Origin of the sequence: Streptomyces sp. NBC_01707 (assembly GCF_041438805.1) — a bacterium.
Lineage (GTDB): Bacteria > Actinomycetota > Actinomycetes > Streptomycetales > Streptomycetaceae > Streptomyces.
In genome coordinates this window covers 3,519,841-3,536,596 of record NZ_CP109190.1, presented here as the reverse complement: position 1 = coordinate 3,536,596, position 16,756 = coordinate 3,519,841, and the positions used below count along the sequence as shown (strand labels likewise).

General features: G+C 69.1%; 14 protein-coding genes. 5 read left to right on the top strand and 9 right to left on the bottom strand.

Features of this window, described 5'->3' with window-relative positions; translation table 11 throughout:
- Positions 1 to 30: 30 nt before the first annotated feature.
- Entirely contained in the window at positions 31 to 1,401 is a 1,371-nt protein-coding gene (locus tag OG963_RS15905; RefSeq protein WP_093772313.1) for a hypothetical protein, read from the top strand.
- Positions 1,402 to 1,577: 176 nt separating this feature from the next.
- Here the strand turns inward: OG963_RS15905 and OG963_RS15900 are convergent, their stop codons facing one another.
- The 5 genes from OG963_RS15900 to OG963_RS15880 all read right to left on the bottom strand — a co-directional run bounded on the left by OG963_RS15900 (position 1,578) and on the right by OG963_RS15880 (position 6,270).
- A complete protein-coding gene (locus OG963_RS15900) occupies positions 1,578 to 1,751 on the bottom strand; it encodes a hypothetical protein (RefSeq protein WP_158716017.1) in 174 nt (57 codons plus the stop codon).
- Positions 1,752 to 1,900: 149 nt separating this feature from the next.
- On the bottom strand, positions 1,901 to 2,800 hold the full coding sequence (locus OG963_RS15895; protein ID WP_093773321.1) for an aldo/keto reductase: 900 nt from the start codon (positions 2,798 to 2,800) through the stop codon (positions 1,901 to 1,903).
- A 323-nt stretch (positions 2,801 to 3,123) separates the two neighbouring features.
- Positions 3,124 to 4,485, bottom strand: coding sequence for an SGNH/GDSL hydrolase family protein (locus OG963_RS15890; protein WP_093773319.1), 1,362 nt, complete (start codon positions 4,483 to 4,485; stop codon positions 3,124 to 3,126).
- A 374-nt stretch (positions 4,486 to 4,859) separates the two neighbouring features.
- A complete protein-coding gene (locus tag OG963_RS15885) occupies positions 4,860 to 5,513 on the bottom strand; it encodes a class I SAM-dependent methyltransferase (protein ID WP_093772311.1) in 654 nt (217 codons plus the stop codon).
- A 133-nt stretch (positions 5,514 to 5,646) separates the two neighbouring features.
- On the bottom strand, positions 5,647 to 6,270 hold the full coding sequence (locus tag OG963_RS15880; RefSeq protein WP_093772309.1) for a YceI family protein: 624 nt from the start codon (positions 6,268 to 6,270) through the stop codon (positions 5,647 to 5,649).
- Between the two features lie 236 nt (positions 6,271 to 6,506).
- On the opposite strand from OG963_RS15880, the gene OG963_RS15875 reads away from it, so the two are divergent.
- Positions 6,507 to 7,031, top strand: a complete 525-nt coding sequence (locus tag OG963_RS15875) for a hypothetical protein (RefSeq protein WP_093772307.1) — start codon at positions 6,507 to 6,509, stop codon at positions 7,029 to 7,031.
- 70 nt (positions 7,032 to 7,101) lie between these two features.
- Here the strand turns inward: OG963_RS15875 and OG963_RS15870 are convergent, their stop codons facing one another.
- Positions 7,102 to 8,328, bottom strand: coding sequence for a glycoside hydrolase family 64 protein (locus OG963_RS15870; RefSeq protein WP_093772305.1), 1,227 nt, complete (start codon positions 8,326 to 8,328; stop codon positions 7,102 to 7,104).
- A gap of 349 nt (positions 8,329 to 8,677) precedes the next feature.
- Between OG963_RS15870 and OG963_RS15865 the strand changes: the two genes are divergently transcribed.
- From OG963_RS15865 to OG963_RS15855, 3 genes are all read left to right on the top strand, one after another.
- Positions 8,678 to 12,550: an endo-alpha-N-acetylgalactosaminidase family protein gene (locus tag OG963_RS15865; protein ID WP_093772303.1), complete on the top strand. Its 3,873-nt coding sequence runs from the start codon at positions 8,678 to 8,680 to the stop codon at positions 12,548 to 12,550.
- A 526-nt stretch (positions 12,551 to 13,076) separates the two neighbouring features.
- On the top strand, positions 13,077 to 14,660 hold the full coding sequence (locus tag OG963_RS15860) for an acyl-CoA carboxylase subunit beta (protein ID WP_030928728.1): 1,584 nt from the start codon (positions 13,077 to 13,079) through the stop codon (positions 14,658 to 14,660).
- A 63-nt stretch (positions 14,661 to 14,723) separates the two neighbouring features.
- Entirely contained in the window at positions 14,724 to 14,930 is a 207-nt protein-coding gene (locus OG963_RS15855; RefSeq protein WP_093772301.1) for an acyl-CoA carboxylase subunit epsilon, read from the top strand.
- Positions 14,931 to 15,015: 85 nt separating this feature from the next.
- On the opposite strand, the gene OG963_RS15850 is transcribed toward OG963_RS15855, so the two are convergent.
- The 3 genes from OG963_RS15850 to OG963_RS15840 form a co-directional block, all read right to left on the bottom strand.
- Positions 15,016 to 15,597, bottom strand: coding sequence for an ATP/GTP-binding protein (locus OG963_RS15850; RefSeq protein ID WP_014048542.1), 582 nt, complete (start codon positions 15,595 to 15,597; stop codon positions 15,016 to 15,018).
- Positions 15,578 to 16,243, bottom strand: coding sequence for a DUF742 domain-containing protein (locus tag OG963_RS15845; RefSeq protein ID WP_371799182.1), 666 nt, complete (start codon positions 16,241 to 16,243; stop codon positions 15,578 to 15,580). Before OG963_RS15845 ends, OG963_RS15850 begins: the two co-directional genes overlap by 20 nt.
- Before the next feature lie 89 nt (positions 16,244 to 16,332).
- On the bottom strand, positions 16,333 to 16,746 hold the full coding sequence (locus tag OG963_RS15840) for a roadblock/LC7 domain-containing protein (RefSeq protein ID WP_030980891.1): 414 nt from the start codon (positions 16,744 to 16,746) through the stop codon (positions 16,333 to 16,335).
- Between the last annotated feature and the right edge of the window lie 10 nt (positions 16,747 to 16,756).

Here is a 16,756-nt window from a genome sequence, read left to right as displayed (position 1 = left end):
TTTGTCGCCCACCTGGGTTAGCGTCGATATATGCGGAACAGGCTGTTCCCGACCCTGCTGGCCGGCCTGCTGCTGATGCTGTCGGCAGTCGTGCTCGCCATGGCCCCGGCTGCGCCGAGCGCCACGACGATCACCGACGTGGCCCGGGCACTGCGCCAGGGGCCGGTGTACGTCGATCCGGCGGTCGCGGACCAGCTGCCGGCGAGCCAGGCCGACGCCCTGACCAAGAAGATCAAGGACGCGGACAAGCCGGTGTTCGTGGCTGTGCTGCCGCGGGCCTCCGCGTTCCCCGAGTCCACGGTGTTGCGGACGCTGCGCAACGACACCGGGATCACCGGTGTGTACGGAATCCGCCTCGGCGACACGTTCAAGCTGGGCGCGGACCGGTCGGTCATGTCCGTCACGGCCCGCCAGAACCTCTCCGCGGCGCTGCAGGCCCCCGGCACCGCCACGGACGCCACCACCCAGCTCACCACCTTCGTCGACCAGGCCGTCGCCCAGGCGCGCGGCCACGCCCCCGCCTCCTGGAGCGGCGGCTCGAACGACACGGGATCCGGCGTGACGGCACTGATCACGGTCGGCGCGCTCGCCGTGATCGGCGGTGGCACCGCGTACGCGATCGTCCGCCGCAACCGCCGCCGCAAGGCGGAGGAGGAGCGGGCGGCCCTCGACAAGCTGCGGGTCGTCGTGGACGAGGACATCACCGCATACGGCGAGACCCTCGACCGCCTCGACTTCCACCCGGCGGAGGCCGGCGCCGACGACGCGATGCGTGCCGACTACGAGCGGGCACTCGACTCGTACGAGAGCGCGAAGTCCCGTATGGACAAGGCCCAGCACCCCTCCGACGTGCGCGGGGTCACCCAGGCCCTGGAGGACGGACGTTTCTCCCTGGCCGTCCTGGAAGCCCGCCGCACAGGAAGCCGTCTCCCGGACCGTCGCCCACCGTGCTTCTTCGACCCGCGCCACGGCCCTTCGGTGGCCGATTCCCTGTGGACGCCGTCCGGCGGAGCACCACGCGAGGTCCCGGTCTGCGGCGTGGACGAGATCCGGCTGCGCGACGGCGAGGACCCGCTGAGCCGCACCGTCGACACGGGTGACGGCCGGCGCCGCCCGTACTGGGAGGCAGGACCGGCCTACGGCCCCTGGGCGGGCGGCTACTTCGGCGGCGGTCTGCTCCCCGGCCTGCTGGTGGGCACCCTGCTCGGCTCGATGCTCTCGTCCCCGGCCTACGCGGCGGACTACGGCGGCGGCGACTTCGGCAGTGGCGACTACTCGGGCGGTGACTATTCCGGCTCCGACTTCGACCCGTCCGACTTCGGCGGCGGGGGCGACGGCGGAGGATTCGGCGGCGGTGGCGATTTCGGCGGGGGCGGCGACTTCGGAGGCGGCAGCTTCTGAGACCCGAGGCCGCGCACCGGCGGGCTCCACCGCAATGTCCCCGGGCACTGCGGCGAGGGCGCCCGCACAGCCGCTTCACCGCGGGTGCGGACGCCCTCTTACGTTCCCAGGATCAGCGGCCTGCCCGGACCCGGCGTAGGCGGGTCGGGGAGGCGCATCAGCGGGGGGAGGAGTTGTTACAGATCCTGCTCGATCTGCATCTCCCGGACCTTGTCGTCACGGTGCGTCTTCTCGTTCTTGATGGTGTAGGTGGTCGCCGGTCCGCTGCCGCTGACCTTGGTGATCTCGCCCTGACACCGCTTGTTCTCCTGGTCCAGGTACTCCACGCGCTGACCCTCGTTGTGCGGCATTGACTTCTCCGTTCTCGGTGTACACGGGCAGGAGCCGTCCCGGCGTCTCAGCACGGGCTGCCCCAGCCGGCGCCCGCTTCTCATCGCGGTGCGCAATGCCAGACCACACCGTGTTCGTACAACCAGCGACTCCAGAGAGACCAATGGGGTCAACGTTTCCTGGTGAGCCTCGCCAGTTCGTCCCGCGAGAGCCGCAGCGCTCCGGCGGCCACGTTGGCGGTCAGGTGGTCCGGATCGCCGGTGCCCGGTATGGCCAGGACGTGCGCGCCCTGGTGCAGCGTCCAGGCCAGTCGGACCTGCGCGACCGTGGCTCCGTGTGCGCGGGCGACGGCGAGCAGTTCGTCGTCGCCCCCGGGGCTCGCGCCCTGCTCGCGTCCCGCACCGGCGATCGCGAAGAACGGCACGAAGGCGACGCCCATCTCACCGCAGGCCCGCAGGAGATCGTCGTCGTCCGCGCTGTGCGCGTCCATGCCGTACCGGTTCTGCACGCAGACCACCGGGGCGATGGCCTGTGCCTCGGCGAGGTGTTCCGGTGTGACACCGGAGACTCCGAGGTGGCGGATCAGCCCCGCTTCGCGCAGCTCGGCCAGCGCGCCGAAGTGCTCGGAGACGGACTCCTGGCCCATGACGCGCAGGTTCACCACGTCGAGCTGGTCGCGGCCCAGCTGGCGCAGGTTCTCCTCGACCTGGCCGCGCAGTTCGTCGGGCCTCGCCGGCGTCCGCCACGCGCCTGAGGCGTCGCGCACCGGACCGACCTTGGTGGTGATGACGAGATCTTCGGGATACGGCGCCAGTGCCCGGTTGATCAGCTCGTTGGCCGAGCGCAGCGGCGAGAAGTAGAACGCGGCGGTGTCGATGTGGTTGACGCCGAGGTCGATCGCGCGGCGCAGCACGGCTGTCGACCGGCTGCGGTCGCTGGACGGGCTGTCGGCGCTGAACGCCTTGCCGATCTGCGTCAGGCGCATCGCGCCGAATCCGAGCCGGTTGACGGTCAGGTCACCGAGCTTCCAGCTGCCCGAGGCAGTCGCGGTGATCGTCTCCGAGGACATGAGGTGACCCTTCAGGTCGAGTTGGGAACGCACGAAGGGCGACTTCGTCACGTGGCGGGGGAGTTGGCAGATGCACTGTGCGGGCTGTGCGGCGCGGGCCGCGGTGGCTTGCGCTCCCGCTTGATAGCTGATAACTTCGCCTTAGAAGGTGTGTCTTTCTTTCTGATCTTCATGTGTGCAGGGTATCGCCCGGACTGACGGACCGTCCAGTGGCTGCCCGCGCTTCCGGCCTTTCCTCGCCCGGAAAGCACGACGTCAACAGCCGCATCACAGACGTGTGATGCGGCTGTTGACGTCCGGCCGGAACCGGCGTGGGCCGGGTTCTAGTTGAAGCCGAAGCCCTGCGGAAGAGGCTCCTGCCGGAACAACCGGGACGGAACGGCGTCGGCCAGGGCCTTGTAGCCGGTCGGGTTGAGGTGCAGATGATCGCCGTCGTCGTACGTCGGCAGGAGTTGCCCCGGCTTCTGCGGGTCACGCGCCACGCGATCGAAGTCGATCACGCTGTCGAACCGGCCGCTGGTGCGAATCCACTTGTTGACCGTCTGCCGGGCCTGCTCCCGGTATCCGTCCGGGTCGTCGTACGGCGTGTTGCCGCCGAAGGGTGTCAGCGTCGCCCCGTACACCCGGATCCCGTGCGTGTGCGCCCGGACGACGATCTGGTCGTAGGCCGCGATCAGATCGTCCGCCACCTGCTTCTGGGCGGCTTCCGAGGCATCGGCCGTGCCGATGTCGTTGACGCCTTCGAAGACGAGCAGCCACTCGACCCCGCTCTGTGACAGTACGTCACGGTCCACCCGTGACAGGGCGTTCGGGCCCAGACCGTCGTTCAGCACCCGGTTGCCGCCGGCCGCCTGATTGAGGATCGCGGTGTCGGCGGTGTCCCGGCGTGACCGCAACCTGTCCTGCAACTGGTCCGGCCAGCGGTTGTTCATGTTCGTGATGGAGCCCCGGCCGTCGGTCAGCGAGTCGCCCAGCATGACAGCTGCCGCGGTGGTGCCCCTGGACCACACCTCGACGCCGCTCAGGAAGTACCAGTGAGCGGTCGATGCGGCCCCGGCCAGGTCCGTGTCCTCGACATGGTTGCCGGCCTGCATGAACGACGTGGTCCGGGAACCGGGGTGCGAGGTGATGGAGTTGGAGGCCTGGCCCTCGGCCAGGTACATGGTCACGGACAGGTTGGACCCGGGCTCCAGCTCGAAGTCCAGCGGGTCGGAAACGATCTCCGACCCGACCGGGACGACCGCCGACGGCCGGCCGTGGAAGGTCACCTTCCGGGAGCTGCCCGACTGGATCGCGCTGTCGCCGGCCCGCCCGCCGGCCGGAAGCGCGACCGAGACCGCGGTGATGGGCAGTGCCGTGCCTCCGAACGCGTTGGAGAAGCGCAGTCGCATCTGCCGTCCGCCGACCGCCATGTGGACGGTCTGCCGCAGGGTGCTGTCGGCGAGGACCAGATTGTCCTGCGTGAACGGCGCGGGCGGCATATTGGAGGGCTCGGTCAACTGTGGCATCGACGTCCAGGTATTCACCCAGTGGTTGTTCAATTGCTGCGATTTCGCGTCGACGGACAGACCCGGTGCCTTGTGGGCGCCCTCCGTACCCACGGCTCCCACAGCAGAGGCCGTCGCCACTGTGGCCGCGAGAGCCACTGTTACGGTCAGGCCGGCGATCGAAAACTTTCGAGCCATGGACTGCGTCCCCTCCATCACAATGATCCACGCACGCTGTGGCGGTGACGGTAAACGGGCTGGTTATTGGGTGTCAAGGAGTCCTGCAGGATCCGACTTGGGTCGGTGAAAGGGCGAAACTTTCGAAAAGTCGGAGGGGGAGTGCTGCGAGATGGGGTGCCTGCATCACGAACTGACTGCTCATCAAGTGCCTGTGAGGCGCGTGTGTCCGGAGCGCGCGCTGCGCAGAACCGAGGTTGTCCGCATGTCGAGAGGTGCGACGGCTCGGCGGATTTCCCACCGGCTCCCGGGGGTGTCCCGGAAAATTCCGGCATACCGAGGAATTGACGCCGTGACGCGCGACCTGCCCGATTCGTTCCGCTGTCGTCGGACGGTTATGAATTCCTCGGTTTGCGCACCAGAAGGCAGGCTTGCGGAACAGGTGCGGTTTCCGACTCGCGGATCAGCGTGGCGTCCACCACGAACCCTGCGCGGGTCGCGGACTCGGCAATGCGGGCGGGTGGCAACAGGTGGACGTCGAGGGCCATCGCGTGGCCGCCGTACCCCTTCTCCTTGCGCCGTCGTTCGTCGCCGACGTGGAAGCCGAGCAGCAGGTGGCCTCCAGGGGCCAGCACCCGGTGGAACTCCGCGAACACCGTCGGCAGCACTTCCGGTGGCGTGTGGATGATGGAGTACCAGGCGACGATGCCGCCGAGCGTGCCGTCCGCCGACTCCAGGGCTGTCATCGTCCCGACGTCGAACCGCAGGCCCGGGTGGTCACGCCGGGCCACTTCGACCATCCCCGGCGACAGATCCACACCGAATGCCGTCAGGCCGAGGGAGCGGAGATGCGCTGTCACATGGCCGGGTCCGCACCCCACGTCGGCGACCGGGCCGCCGCCGGCTCCCTGGACGAGTTCGGCGAATGCGCCCAGCATCGAGCGCCCGAGCAGATCGGCCTCGAATGCGGGGGGTACGAGCTCGGCGTAGTCGACGGCAACGGTGTCGTACGACGTCCGGGTTTCACGTAGGTAGGACGGCTCGGCCACGCCGCCGACCCTATTACTCCCCGCCCGGGAGTGCAGTGGAACCGTGACGGAAGGAAATGCCGAGCGCCCGCCTCCCTCCCCGGCGGGGGAGTGGAAGGCGGGCGCGCTCGAGTCGAAGTGGTGCTTCCGAGGGTCAGGCCTGTGCGGCGGCGGCCTTGATCGCGGAGATGTCGAAGTTCAGCTTGACCTTGTCGCTGACCATCACGCCGCCGGTCTCCAGCGCCGCGTTCCAGGTCAGGCCCCAGTCGGAGCGGAGGATGTCCGCGCTGCCCTCGAAGCCGACGCGCTCGTTGCCGTAGGGGTCGGTGGCAGAGCCGTTGAACTCCAGGTCGATGGCGAGGGGACGGGTGATGTCCTTGATGGTGAGGTCACCGGTGATGCGGTACCGGTCGCCGCCCAGCTGCTCGGCGTGGGTGGAGCGGAACGTCATGAGCGGGAACTTCTCGGCGTCGAAGAAGTCGCCGCTGACCAGGTGGCCGTCGCGGTCGGCGATGCCGGTGTCGACGCTGGCGATCTTGACGTCGATGGAAGCGGTGGAGTGGTGAGGGTTGTCGCCGTTCAGCGTCAGCGTGCCCTCGTGGTCGCCGAAGGAGCCCCGGACGTTCGTGACCATGGCGTGACGCACGGTGAAGCCGATGCTGCTGTGCGACGGGTCGATCGTGTACGTGCCGGTCAGCGCGGCCAGGGCCGGGTCCACGGCGCTGGCGGTGGCGGTGGCGGACGGGGCGGCGGCGGACTTGCGGTTGAACAGAGCCATGGCTCCTCCTCGGGGGACGTGGTCGAGCGGGGTCGAAGTCATTGTTTAACCTTCAACGACATCGACTGTAGCCGCACCTTGTTCAAAGTTCAACATCTGCGGCCGACCGTTTTCGGCGGCGCGTCCACAGGGGTGATGGCGACCGTCGGGCCGACGCCCGATGCCCTCTGGCGGACGCGCGTAGAACTCGGGCACTATCTCCCTGCCCTTGTTGTCATGAGCAGGAGGAGTCCCCCATGGTGTCCCGTATGACACTGCGCCCCGTCCTGACCGCCCTCGCCCTCGTCCTCGGCGCTCTGTTCGTCCCCGGTGTCGGCGTTCTCGGTAGTGGCGCCACCGAGGCCCACGCCGTCACGAAGCTCACGCACGCACAGGCCACGTCCCGGTTCAGCTCGTCCGGTATCACCTGGTCGTCCTCCGGTGGCTGCTCGAACCGGAACAACGCCACCTGCACGTCCTTCGACCAGCTCAACCTCGCCACCGCCCAGGGGGCCCAGACGCTGAAGAGCGCCACCGGCTGCGCGCTCAACATCACCGGTGGCACCGAGACCGGGCACGCCAGCGGTACGTACTCGCACTGGAACGGCTACAAGCTCGACTACGGCAAGTCCACCTGTCTCACCAACTACATCCACAGCGCCTTCAGCTACATAGGGCTCCGTGGCGACGGTGCTCCCCAGTACCAGTCCGGCTCCGGAAACATCTATGCGGACGAGGGCAACCACTGGGACGTCCTGTACTACAACTGCGGCGGCTGCTGAGCCCGTACGCGCAGGTGCCCCCGCCCGGAAGATCTCGGGCGGGGGCACCTGGCTGTTCCTCTCCGTGGGTTCAGGAGCCCACGCTCACCGTGAACCGCCGCGGGTTGCCGTCGTTCGCCGCTCCGGAGACGTCCGGCTCACCGTCGGGACGTACGTCGTCGTACGGGAACGCGTACCCGATCGGGGTGTTCGCGTGCACCACGCGCGACCAGTGGTTCGTCACCGCACCCTGGTAGTAGTCCGCCACCGTCGTTCCGTTCGGCTGGTCGGGGTGCGAGAGCATGATGGACCGGTTGAAGCCCGCCGCCAGTCGCGCCAGCAGCGCCTTCTTGTCGTCGGAGTCGCCCGGGTTGTTGGTGAACGGCCCGTGGTTGCAGGTGAAGATGTCCTTCGACACCGGCTTGGTGAAGGTGTGGCCGCCGTCGAAGGTCAGGATGTCGCCGGCGACCCGGCCGGCCCGTACACCTCGACCGCCCTGGAGATCGATCCGCAGGTCAGTACCCCGGTACTTCTCCCAGACCTGGTCGATCTGCGCGGTGAACAGGTCCCGGAACGGCATCTGGTCCGGCCGGTCGAAATACGGCGCCATCAGGTTCTGCGGCGAGATCACCCGCAGGACGTCGCCGTCCGCGCCACGGGTCACCAGCTTGTCCCACGGTTGTCCGTCGGCCGCCGCCTGGGCGGTCAGGGCGTCGGCGATCCGCTGCACGGCGCCGTCCGGGAGCGGCGCGACCGTGTGCGTCGTGTCGCCCGCCAGCGTCAGGCCGATCGGCAGTGCGGTGACCAGATCGACGTAGCTGATGTTCGCGTACAGCTGCTGCGGGTTGAAGGTGAACTCGCAGAACGACCAGGTGCGCCCGTAGTTGGGGTCGGCGGACGTCGCGAACGCCGGCTCGACCAGCGCGGGGCCGGGGTTCAGGAAGAAGTCCAGCTTGTCGTCGCGTACGAAGTAGACGCGGGCACCGTACATCTGAGGAAGCGTCAGGACCACGGGTCCGGCGCCGGCCGGCTTCAGCGGGATGGCGCAGTCGACCGGCAGCGGGGTCTGCGGTGCGGCGGGGGAGTCGGGGCGGTAGACACTGCCGTCGGCCCGCAGCAGCATCCAGCGGTCGGTGCCCTGCTCATGGCCGGTGACGTAGGCGTGCACCGTGCCGGGCAGCGAGCGGTTCTCCAGGGCCAGTTCGCAGGTGGCGGCGGCCGCCGACGCGTGCGGGCTGAGGGCGCTTCCCCAGGCGGGGTAGGTGAGCGCGGTCGCGGTGGCGGCGGCGCCCGTCAGGAACAGTCTGCGCGAGATCACGAGGGGACTCCTGAGGTGTGGGGGCCGCGGACGGGAACGATCGTGCGGGGAGGTGGGACAAGGGGCGTCCGCGGTGCGAACCACTCTTGCGACGGCCGCCATCAGCGTCAAGGGTTGTGACTGAGAGCGCTCTCAAGAATGAGAATTCTTCACAACTCGTCGTGTGCGAACGGAATTTGGCGGACTGTTGCGGGCCGGGTCCTGACTGCGCGGTCAGGAAGTGAACACCGCACCCACCTCGGCCCGCACACCGGCCACTTGGACTTACGCATCGCGGTTGTTGGACTGGGGCGCACATCGGGGTCCCACGTCGTTGACGGTGTCCCGACATGGGGACTACTCAGGGCACATGTCGCGAAGATTCACTTCGGCGGGCGCTGTCGCCGCCGCCTCAGCCGCCGTCCTGGCACTCGTGGGGACCGCACTCCCTGCCGCAGCCGCCACCCCGCCCCCCGCCGCAGCCGGCACGGCCGTCCCCGCGGACGCCACCGTCATCGGATCCCCGCAGCTCTCGGTCGCTGTCGCCGACGACTTCCCGCGCGTCCTGTCGTACACCGACAGGGCCGGCGGAAACCAACTGCTCGGCAGTACACAGCCGGTCACCGCCGTCACCCTCAACGGCGCCCCGCACGCGGTGCAGTCGAAGGGCGCGCCCGAGGTCACCGCCACGACCGCGCGGTACACACTCACCTTCCCCGACCTGCCGGGCGTCGAGATCGACGCCTCGCTCTCGGTCTCCGGACGCACCACCACCTTCAAGGTGACGGCCGTCCGCGACACCGAGGCGTTCCGGGTCGGCACCATCGACATCCCCGGCCACGACCTGGTCTCCGTCGGCTCCACGGAGACCGACGCGGCCACGGCGTTCACCCGCCTCGACCCGGACTCGACGAAGACCGCCGACGTCTTCGCTCGGGTCACCGCGGACACCGCCGCCGACAAGGCGCCGGTCGGGGCCTCGTACGCGATCGTCAACACCGGCTCGCTCGCCGCGGCCGTCGAGTCCAACTCCTCGTACGACAAGCCGTCCGGCGCCACCGGGGGCGATGACGCCCGGTTCTGGCACCAGGCCCGCAAGGCCGACGACGGCACCGTCCGGGTCGGCGTCTGGTCCGGGCAGTGGACCTACCGCGGCGACGGCGCACCGAAGCCGGAGAGCGGCTCGAACCTGCCCTGGGCCAAGGTCGTCGTCACCCCCGACGCGAACGGCGACAGGACCGTCGACTGGCAGGACGGCGCCGTCGCGTTCCGCACCATCGGCGTCACCGCGCCCGGCAGCGACGACACCGCGAACCGGGTGATCACCCACATCCCGTTCAACTTCGCCAGCCAGGCCACCCACCCCTTCCTGCGCACCCTCGACGACGTCAAGCGGGTCTCGCTCGCCACCGACGGCCTCGGTCAGCTGGCGCTGCTCAAGGGGTACGCCTCCGAGGGCCACGACTCCGCCCACCCCGACTACGGCGGCAACTACAACAAGCGCGCCGGCGGGCTGAAGGACCTCAACACGCTGCTGAAGGACGGCAAGAAGTGGGGCGCCACCTTCGGCGTCCACGTCAACGCCACCGAGGCGTACGCGGACGCCCACGCCTTCGACGAGAAGCTCGTCGACAAGACGAAGCCCGGCTGGAACTGGCTCGGTCAGAGTTACTACATCGACCAGCGCACCGACATCAACAGCGGCAACCTGGCCCGCCGCTTCCAGCAGCTGCGCGACGAGACCGACCCCAACCTCAGCCTGCTCTACATCGACGTCTACTACACGCACGGCTGGATCGCCGACAAGACCCTGCAGTCCGTGCAGAAGCAGGGGTGGAACGTCGCCACCGAGTGGGCCGACAAGTTCGAGCGCGGCTCGCTCTGGTCGCACTGGGCCAATGACCTCGACTACGGCGGCGCCACCAACAAGGGCCTGAACTCGCAGATCATCCGGTTCATCCGCAACAGCGAGAAGGACGTCTGGAACAACGACCCGGTCCTCGGCCAGACCGCCATCGACGAGTTCGAGGGCTGGACCGGCGAGACCGACTGGAACGCCTTCTACGACAACATCTGGCAGCGCAACCTGCCCGCCAAGTACCTCCAGCAGCAGAAGATCACCCGCTGGGACGGCAACGACATCACCTTCACCGGCGGTGTCCGGGGCACGGTCGAGGACGGCAGGCGGACCTTCTACGACCACGGCCGCAAGGTGCTCAGCGGCACCGACTACCTGCTGCCGTGGGACGGCGGCAAGAAGCTCTACCACTACAGCAAGTCCGGTGGTACGAGCAGTTGGTCGGTGCCGTCCAAGGGCGCGTACACCGTCTACGAGCTCACCGACAACGGCCGGGTCAGGACCGGCACGGTCCGGCCCGTCGACGGGAAGATCACGCTGACGGCCACCGCCGGACAGCCGTACGTCCTCTACCCCGACCACGCACCCGCCGCGGCCGACCCGGAGTGGGGCCAGGGCGGCGCGGTCGACGACCCCGGCTTCAACGACAACGGGCTCGACGAGTGGTCGAAGACCGGCACGGTCGCCCGTGACACCGACGACCAGGGCCGCAACAGCGCGAAGCTCTCCGGCGACGGCACGGCCGCCGTCGCACAGCGCATCTCCGGCCTCAAGCCCGGCGCGCGCTACACCGCCTCCGCGCTGATCGAGGTCCAGCCCGGAAGGACGCGGCACACGACGCTCTCGGCCGGCGGCAGGTCCGTCGCCGTGGACCGCTCCACGGCCGAGGACTACGTCGCCGCCTCGGACTGGCACGGCACGTACTTCCAGCGGGCCGAGGTGAACTTCACCGCCCCCGCGGACGGCCGCACCACGTTCCGTATCGAAGCGGCCAAGGGCAGCGCCGCCACGGTGCGTGCGGACGACGTACGGATCGTCTCCAACGCCCCGGCGACCAGGAAGAACACCGTCGTGTACGAGGACTTCGAGGACGTCGACCAGGGCTGGGGCCCCTTCCTGAAGGGCGACGCGGGCGGCTCCACGGACCCCCGGACAGTCATCTCCCAGCTGCACGCCCCGTACACCCAGGCCGGCTGGAACGGGAAGCTCGTCGACGACGTGATCGGCGGAAGGGAATCCCTCAAGGCCCACGAGGAGAACAGCGGACTCGTCTACCGGACCGCGCCCTGGACGGTGCCGATGGCCGACGGCCACCGGTACAAGGTCGAGTACGACTACCAGTCCAGCCACGCCGGCGCCTACGAGTGGGTCGACGGCTACGACCGGATCACGGCCGAGGGCGACCCCGACTCGGTCGAGACCCGGACCACCGCGATCGGCCGGCAGAGCACCACCGGGCACTTCGACGAGACCGTCACAGCGGGCTGTGGCGACACCTGGACCGGGCTCCGCAAGCGCGACGACGCACCCGAGGGCGCCGACTTCGTCCTGGACGGATTCACCGTGACCGACCTCGGTCGGGCCCCCGCCGGCGAGCTGGCCGCCTGCGGCACGCTCAGCGTCGACCCGGCCGCCGAGACACTGGAGCCGGGCACGGCCAACGTCGTCGAGGCGAGCTTCACCAACTACGAGGCGACGGCCGCGACCGACGTGTCGGTCGGCCTCACCGTCCCCGACGGCTGGAAGGCGGAGCCTGTGGGCGCCGTCACCTTCGACTCCGTGGCGGCGGGCGCCGAGGTCACCGGCAGCTGGCAGGTCACCCCGCCGGTGGACGCCGAGTACCGGACGTACAGCCTGGGCGCCGAGGCGTCGTACACGGTCGGCGGGGCGAAGCGGACCCTCGGTGCGCAGACGTCCGTACGGACCCTGCCGCCGCCGCCCACCACGGACAGCTGGGCCAGCGACCTGGACTGGACGGCGTCGACCAACGGCTGGGGACCGGTCGAGCGCGATCTCTCCAACGGCGAGACGGGCACCGGCGACGGCACTCCGCTGACGATCGGCGGCACCGTCCACGCCAAGGGCCTCGGCAGCCACGCCCCGGCGAACATCCGCTACTACCTGGGTGGCAAGTGCACGTCGTTCACCGCCGAGGTGGGTGTGGACGATGTGCAGAAGACCGCGGGCAGTGTGCAGTTCAGCGTCAGGGCCGACGGGACGGAGAAGGTGAAGTCGCCGGTCCTCAAGGCGGCCGACACCGCCTGGTCGCTCACTGCGGACGTCACCGGCGCGAAGTACGTCGAGCTGGTCGTCGCGGACGGCGGTGACGGCAACGGCAACGATCACGCGGACTGGGGCGACGCGCGGTTCCACTGCGGAAGCTGAATGAGCCGGCAGTGAGCGGTGAACAGTGAGAGGGGTGGGGCCGATCCAGGTCCCACCCCTCTCACTCGAGGCCGGGGTATTCTCACCGGACTCCGCAGCGCCCGCCACGGCGGTGCGGGGGAGAGGCGGATCGGAGGCTGGTTCCACCTCCGCCGGGTTCCGCTCCGTCCGGACGCCCCGGACGTGATGCCCGCAGCCGTGCGGGACGCCTTCCGCGGGTCCCCGAGCGACTGACCCTCACTCACTCGGGCGAACCGGTCGTGGGCCGTCCGGAGGACATCCGGCAGGCGCGGGACGCACGGGCGAAGGACGCCCCGGCGACCCGTTGGTGTACACCCTGGACCCGACGGCATGTGCGGTACGACACAAGTGAGCCTTTGTGGAGCCCGCACAAACAGGGACCGTCGCCGGCTGGTGGTTCGCCTGCATGGCGCAAGGGTTCTGTCCGGCTCCACCAGGAAACGGGTCGGAGGACTGTGCAGAGTCGACGGCACGTTTCTCTTGGTCGGCTTCGTAGGGTCGATACATGACCGTTGTGGACGAAACCCCGGGCGAGCCGACAGACACCCGTGGCCGGGTGGCCGAACTGCTGGCACTGCGTGAGCAGGCGCGGCGCGGACCGAGTGACCGGGCGACCGAGGCGCAGCACGCCAAGGGCAAGCTGACGGCCCGTGAGCGCATCGAGCTGCTGCTGGACCCGGATTCGTTCAAGGAGGTCGAGCAGCTGCGCCGGCACCGGGCGACCGGATTCGGCCTGGAGGAGAAGAAGCCGTACACCGACGGTGTCATCACCGGCTGGGGCACGGTCGAGGGCCGCACGGTCTTCGTCTACGCGCACGACTTCCGGATCTTCGGTGGCGCACTGGGTGAGGCCCACGCCACGAAGATCCACAAGATCATGGACATGGCGATCTCGGCCGGTGCCCCGCTGGTCTCGCTGAACGACGGCGCGGGGGCCCGGATCCAGGAGGGCGTCAGCGCGCTTGCCGGGTACGGCGGCATCTTCCAGCGCAACACCCGAGCCTCCGGTGTCATCCCGCAGATCAGCGTGATGCTCGGCCCGTGCGCGGGCGGCGCGGCCTACAGCCCCGCCCTCACCGACTTCGTGTTCATGGTCCGTGAGACCTCCCAGATGTTCATCACCGGACCGGACGTCGTGAAGGCGGTCACCGGCGAGGAGATCTCGCAGAACGGCCTCGGCGGCGCCGATGTGCACGCCGAGACCTCGGGCGTCGCGCACTTCGCGTACGACGACGAGGAGACCTGCATCGCCGAGGTCCGCTACCTCATCGGGATGCTCCCGTCGAACAACCGGGAGAACCCGCCCACCGTGGCGAGTGACGATCCGGCCGACCGGCGCGGCGACGTCCTGCTCGACCTGGTGCCCGCCGACGGCAACCGCCCGTACGACATGCACAAGGTCATCGAGGAGCTCGTCGACGACGGCGACTACCTCGAGATCCACGAGCGCTGGGCCCGCAACATCATCTGCGCCCTGGCCCGGCTCGACGGTCAGGTCGTCGGCATCGTCGCGAACCAGCCGCAGTCCCTGGCAGGGGTCCTGGACATCGAGGCGTCCGAGAAGGCGGCCCGCTTCGTCCAGATGTGTGATGCATTCAACATTCCCATCATCACTCTGTTGGACGTACCCGGCTTCCTGCCCGGCGTCGATCAGGAGCACGGTGGAATCATCCGGCACGGGGCGAAGCTGCTCTACGCGTACTGCAACGCCACGGTGCCGAGGATCTCGCTGATCCTGCGCAAGGCGTACGGCGGTGCGTACATCGTGATGGACAGCCAGTCCATCGGTGCCGACCTGACCTACGCCTGGCCCACCAACGAGATCGCCGTCATGGGCGCCGAAGGTGCCGCCAACGTCATCTTCCGTCGGCAGATCGCCGACGCCGAGGACCCGGAGGCCATGCGGATCCGCATGGTCAAGGAGTACAAGGCCGAACTGATGCATCCGTACTACGCCGCAGAGCGCGGACTGGTCGACGACGTCATCGACCCTGCCGAGACGCGCGAGGTGCTGATCGCCTCGCTCGCGATGCTCCGGTCCAAGCACGCCGATCTGCCGTCCCGCAAGCACGGCAACCCCCCGCAGTAACCGCGGCCGGTGCACCACCCCGCACAGCCCGCCACGTACTGCCGAGAAGACGGAGAGACATCCATGAGCACCACTCCTGCCGAGTCCGTGCTGCGCGTCGAGAAGGGTCTTGCCGACCCCGAGGAGCTGGCCGCGATAACCGCGGTCCTGCTCGCCCGCGCAGCCGCCACCCCCGCCGCCGCACCGGCCCACCGCGGCCGGACCCACGCCGGCTGGCGCCGCCTCGAGCGCACCCCGGGCTTCCGCGCCCCGCACTCCTGGCAGGGCTGACAGCGGCCCGGCAGACGGCCCGCAGCACGCGAGAGGCCCCGCACTCCCTCGGGAGTGCGGGGCCTCTTCGTACGGCTGCCGGAGCCTACCGCAGGCGCGCCATCAGCGCGTGCTCCACGAGCGTGATGAGCGCGCTCTTGGCGTCCGCGCGGTGGCGGGCGTCCGTGGTCAGGATCGGGGTGTCGGGGCCGATCTGCAGGGCCTCGCGCACCTCGTCGGGGGTGTACGGCTGGTGTCCGTCGAAGCCGTTGAGGGCGATGACGAACGGCAGTCCGCTGTTCTCGAAGTAGTCGACGGCCGGGAAGCAGTCGGCGAGACGCCGGGTGTCGACGAGGACGACGGCGCCGATCGCGCCGCGGACGAGGTCGTCCCACATGAACCAGAACCGGTCCTGACCGGGTGTACCGAAGAGGTACAGGATCAGGTCCTGGTCCAGGGTGATACGGCCGAAGTCCATGGCCACCGTCGTGGTGGTCTTGTCCCCGGTGTGCGTCAGATCGTCGATGCCCGCGGACGCGGACGTCATCACGGCTTCGGTGCGCAGCGGGTTGATCTCCGAAACGGCACCGACGAACGTGGTCTTACCCACGCCGAAGCCCCCTGCCACCACGATCTTCGCGGAGGTAGTGGAGCGGGCTGCTCCGCCGCTAGAGCTTGCGAAGTCCACTGAGCACCCTTTCGAGCAGTGTCACATCTGGCTGGCCGCCGGCGGACTCGTCGCCGCCGGGCTGATGGATAGCGACGAGTCCGGCCTCGGCCAGGTCGGCTACGAGGATCCGGGCAACGCCGAGGGGGATCGAGAGAAGCGCCGAGATCTCGGCAACCGACTTGATCTCGAAGCAGAGCCGGCAGATCCGCTGGTGCTCGGGCAACTGCCCTTGCAGCCGCGACGGATCGGCCGTGGTACTGACCAACGCCTCAATGGCGAGCTGGTAGCGCGGTCGGGTCCGGCCGCCGGTCATGGCGTACGGACGGACCAGCGGGTTGTGGGCGGCGGGAGCGGCGGGCTCGGCGGGCCGCCGTGGCTGCACCGTCTGAATACGGGGCTGCTGGGGCGATTCGATCCGATGCGGGCGCTGAGGCGGCTGCGGCTGCTGCTGCTGCCACCCGCCGTCCTGCTGCCACCCGCCGTCCTGCGGCTGCTGCCAGCCACCGTCCTGCGACTGACGGCGCGGGTACGGCTGCTGGGGCTCATAAGGCTGCTGAGAGCCCTGTCTGCTGGGTGTGGAGGGGAAGTTGTAACGGTTGTCCCCGTGCTCGCCCGGTACCTGCCGACCACCGTCGTACTGGTGTCCGCTTGGGGGTGTTGCCACAATTCCTCCTCCGAGTGCCGGTCCCGATCCCAGTGGGGCCGCGCCACCGCACCTTATGGTGCGGTGACGCATAACGCACTGTCTGTCTACTAGTTAAGAAGACTTCCCTGCAGTTCGGCACGGAGGTCCGGGGTGAGGACCGTGCCCGCACGATCGACCAGAAGGGCCATTTCGTACCCAACCAGACCGATATCGGCGTCGGGATGGGCGAGAACAGCCAGTGAAGATCCGTCGGAGATGGACATGATGAAGAGGAATCCGCGCTCCATCTCCACAACCGTCTGATTCACCGCGCCGCCCTCGAAGATCCGGGAGGCGCCCGCGGTCAGCGAGGTCAGGCCGGAAGCGACAGCCGCCAGCTGGTCGGCACGGTCCCGCGGGAATCCTTCGGACATGGCCAGCAGGAGTCCGTCGGCGGAGACCACCACCGTGTGCGACACCCCGGGGGTGTTGTCCACGAAGTTGGTGATCAACCAGTTGAGATTCTGCGCCGCCTGGCTCATCGGGCTCACA

Coding starts and splice junctions, on each gene's coding strand:
- OG963_RS15880 (WP_093772309.1), bottom strand. CDS start 6,270: ATGGCTCTGTTCAACCGCAAGTCCGCCGCCGCCCCGTCCGCCACCGCC.
- OG963_RS15840 (WP_030980891.1), bottom strand. CDS start 16,746: ATGAGCCAGGCGGCGCAGAATCTCAACTGGTTGATCACCAACTTCGTG.
- OG963_RS15890 (WP_093773319.1), bottom strand. CDS start 4,485: ATGGCTCGAAAGTTTTCGATCGCCGGCCTGACCGTAACAGTGGCTCTC.
- OG963_RS15895 (WP_093773321.1), bottom strand. CDS start 2,800: ATGTCCTCGGAGACGATCACCGCGACTGCCTCGGGCAGCTGGAAGCTC.
- OG963_RS15865 (WP_093772303.1), top strand. CDS start 8,678: ATGTCGCGAAGATTCACTTCGGCGGGCGCTGTCGCCGCCGCCTCAGCC.
- OG963_RS15860 (WP_030928728.1), top strand. CDS start 13,077: ATGACCGTTGTGGACGAAACCCCGGGCGAGCCGACAGACACCCGTGGC.
- OG963_RS15905 (WP_093772313.1), top strand. CDS start 31: ATGCGGAACAGGCTGTTCCCGACCCTGCTGGCCGGCCTGCTGCTGATG.
- OG963_RS15900 (WP_158716017.1), bottom strand. CDS start 1,751: ATGCCGCACAACGAGGGTCAGCGCGTGGAGTACCTGGACCAGGAGAAC.
- OG963_RS15875 (WP_093772307.1), top strand. CDS start 6,507: ATGGTGTCCCGTATGACACTGCGCCCCGTCCTGACCGCCCTCGCCCTC.
- OG963_RS15855 (WP_093772301.1), top strand. CDS start 14,724: ATGAGCACCACTCCTGCCGAGTCCGTGCTGCGCGTCGAGAAGGGTCTT.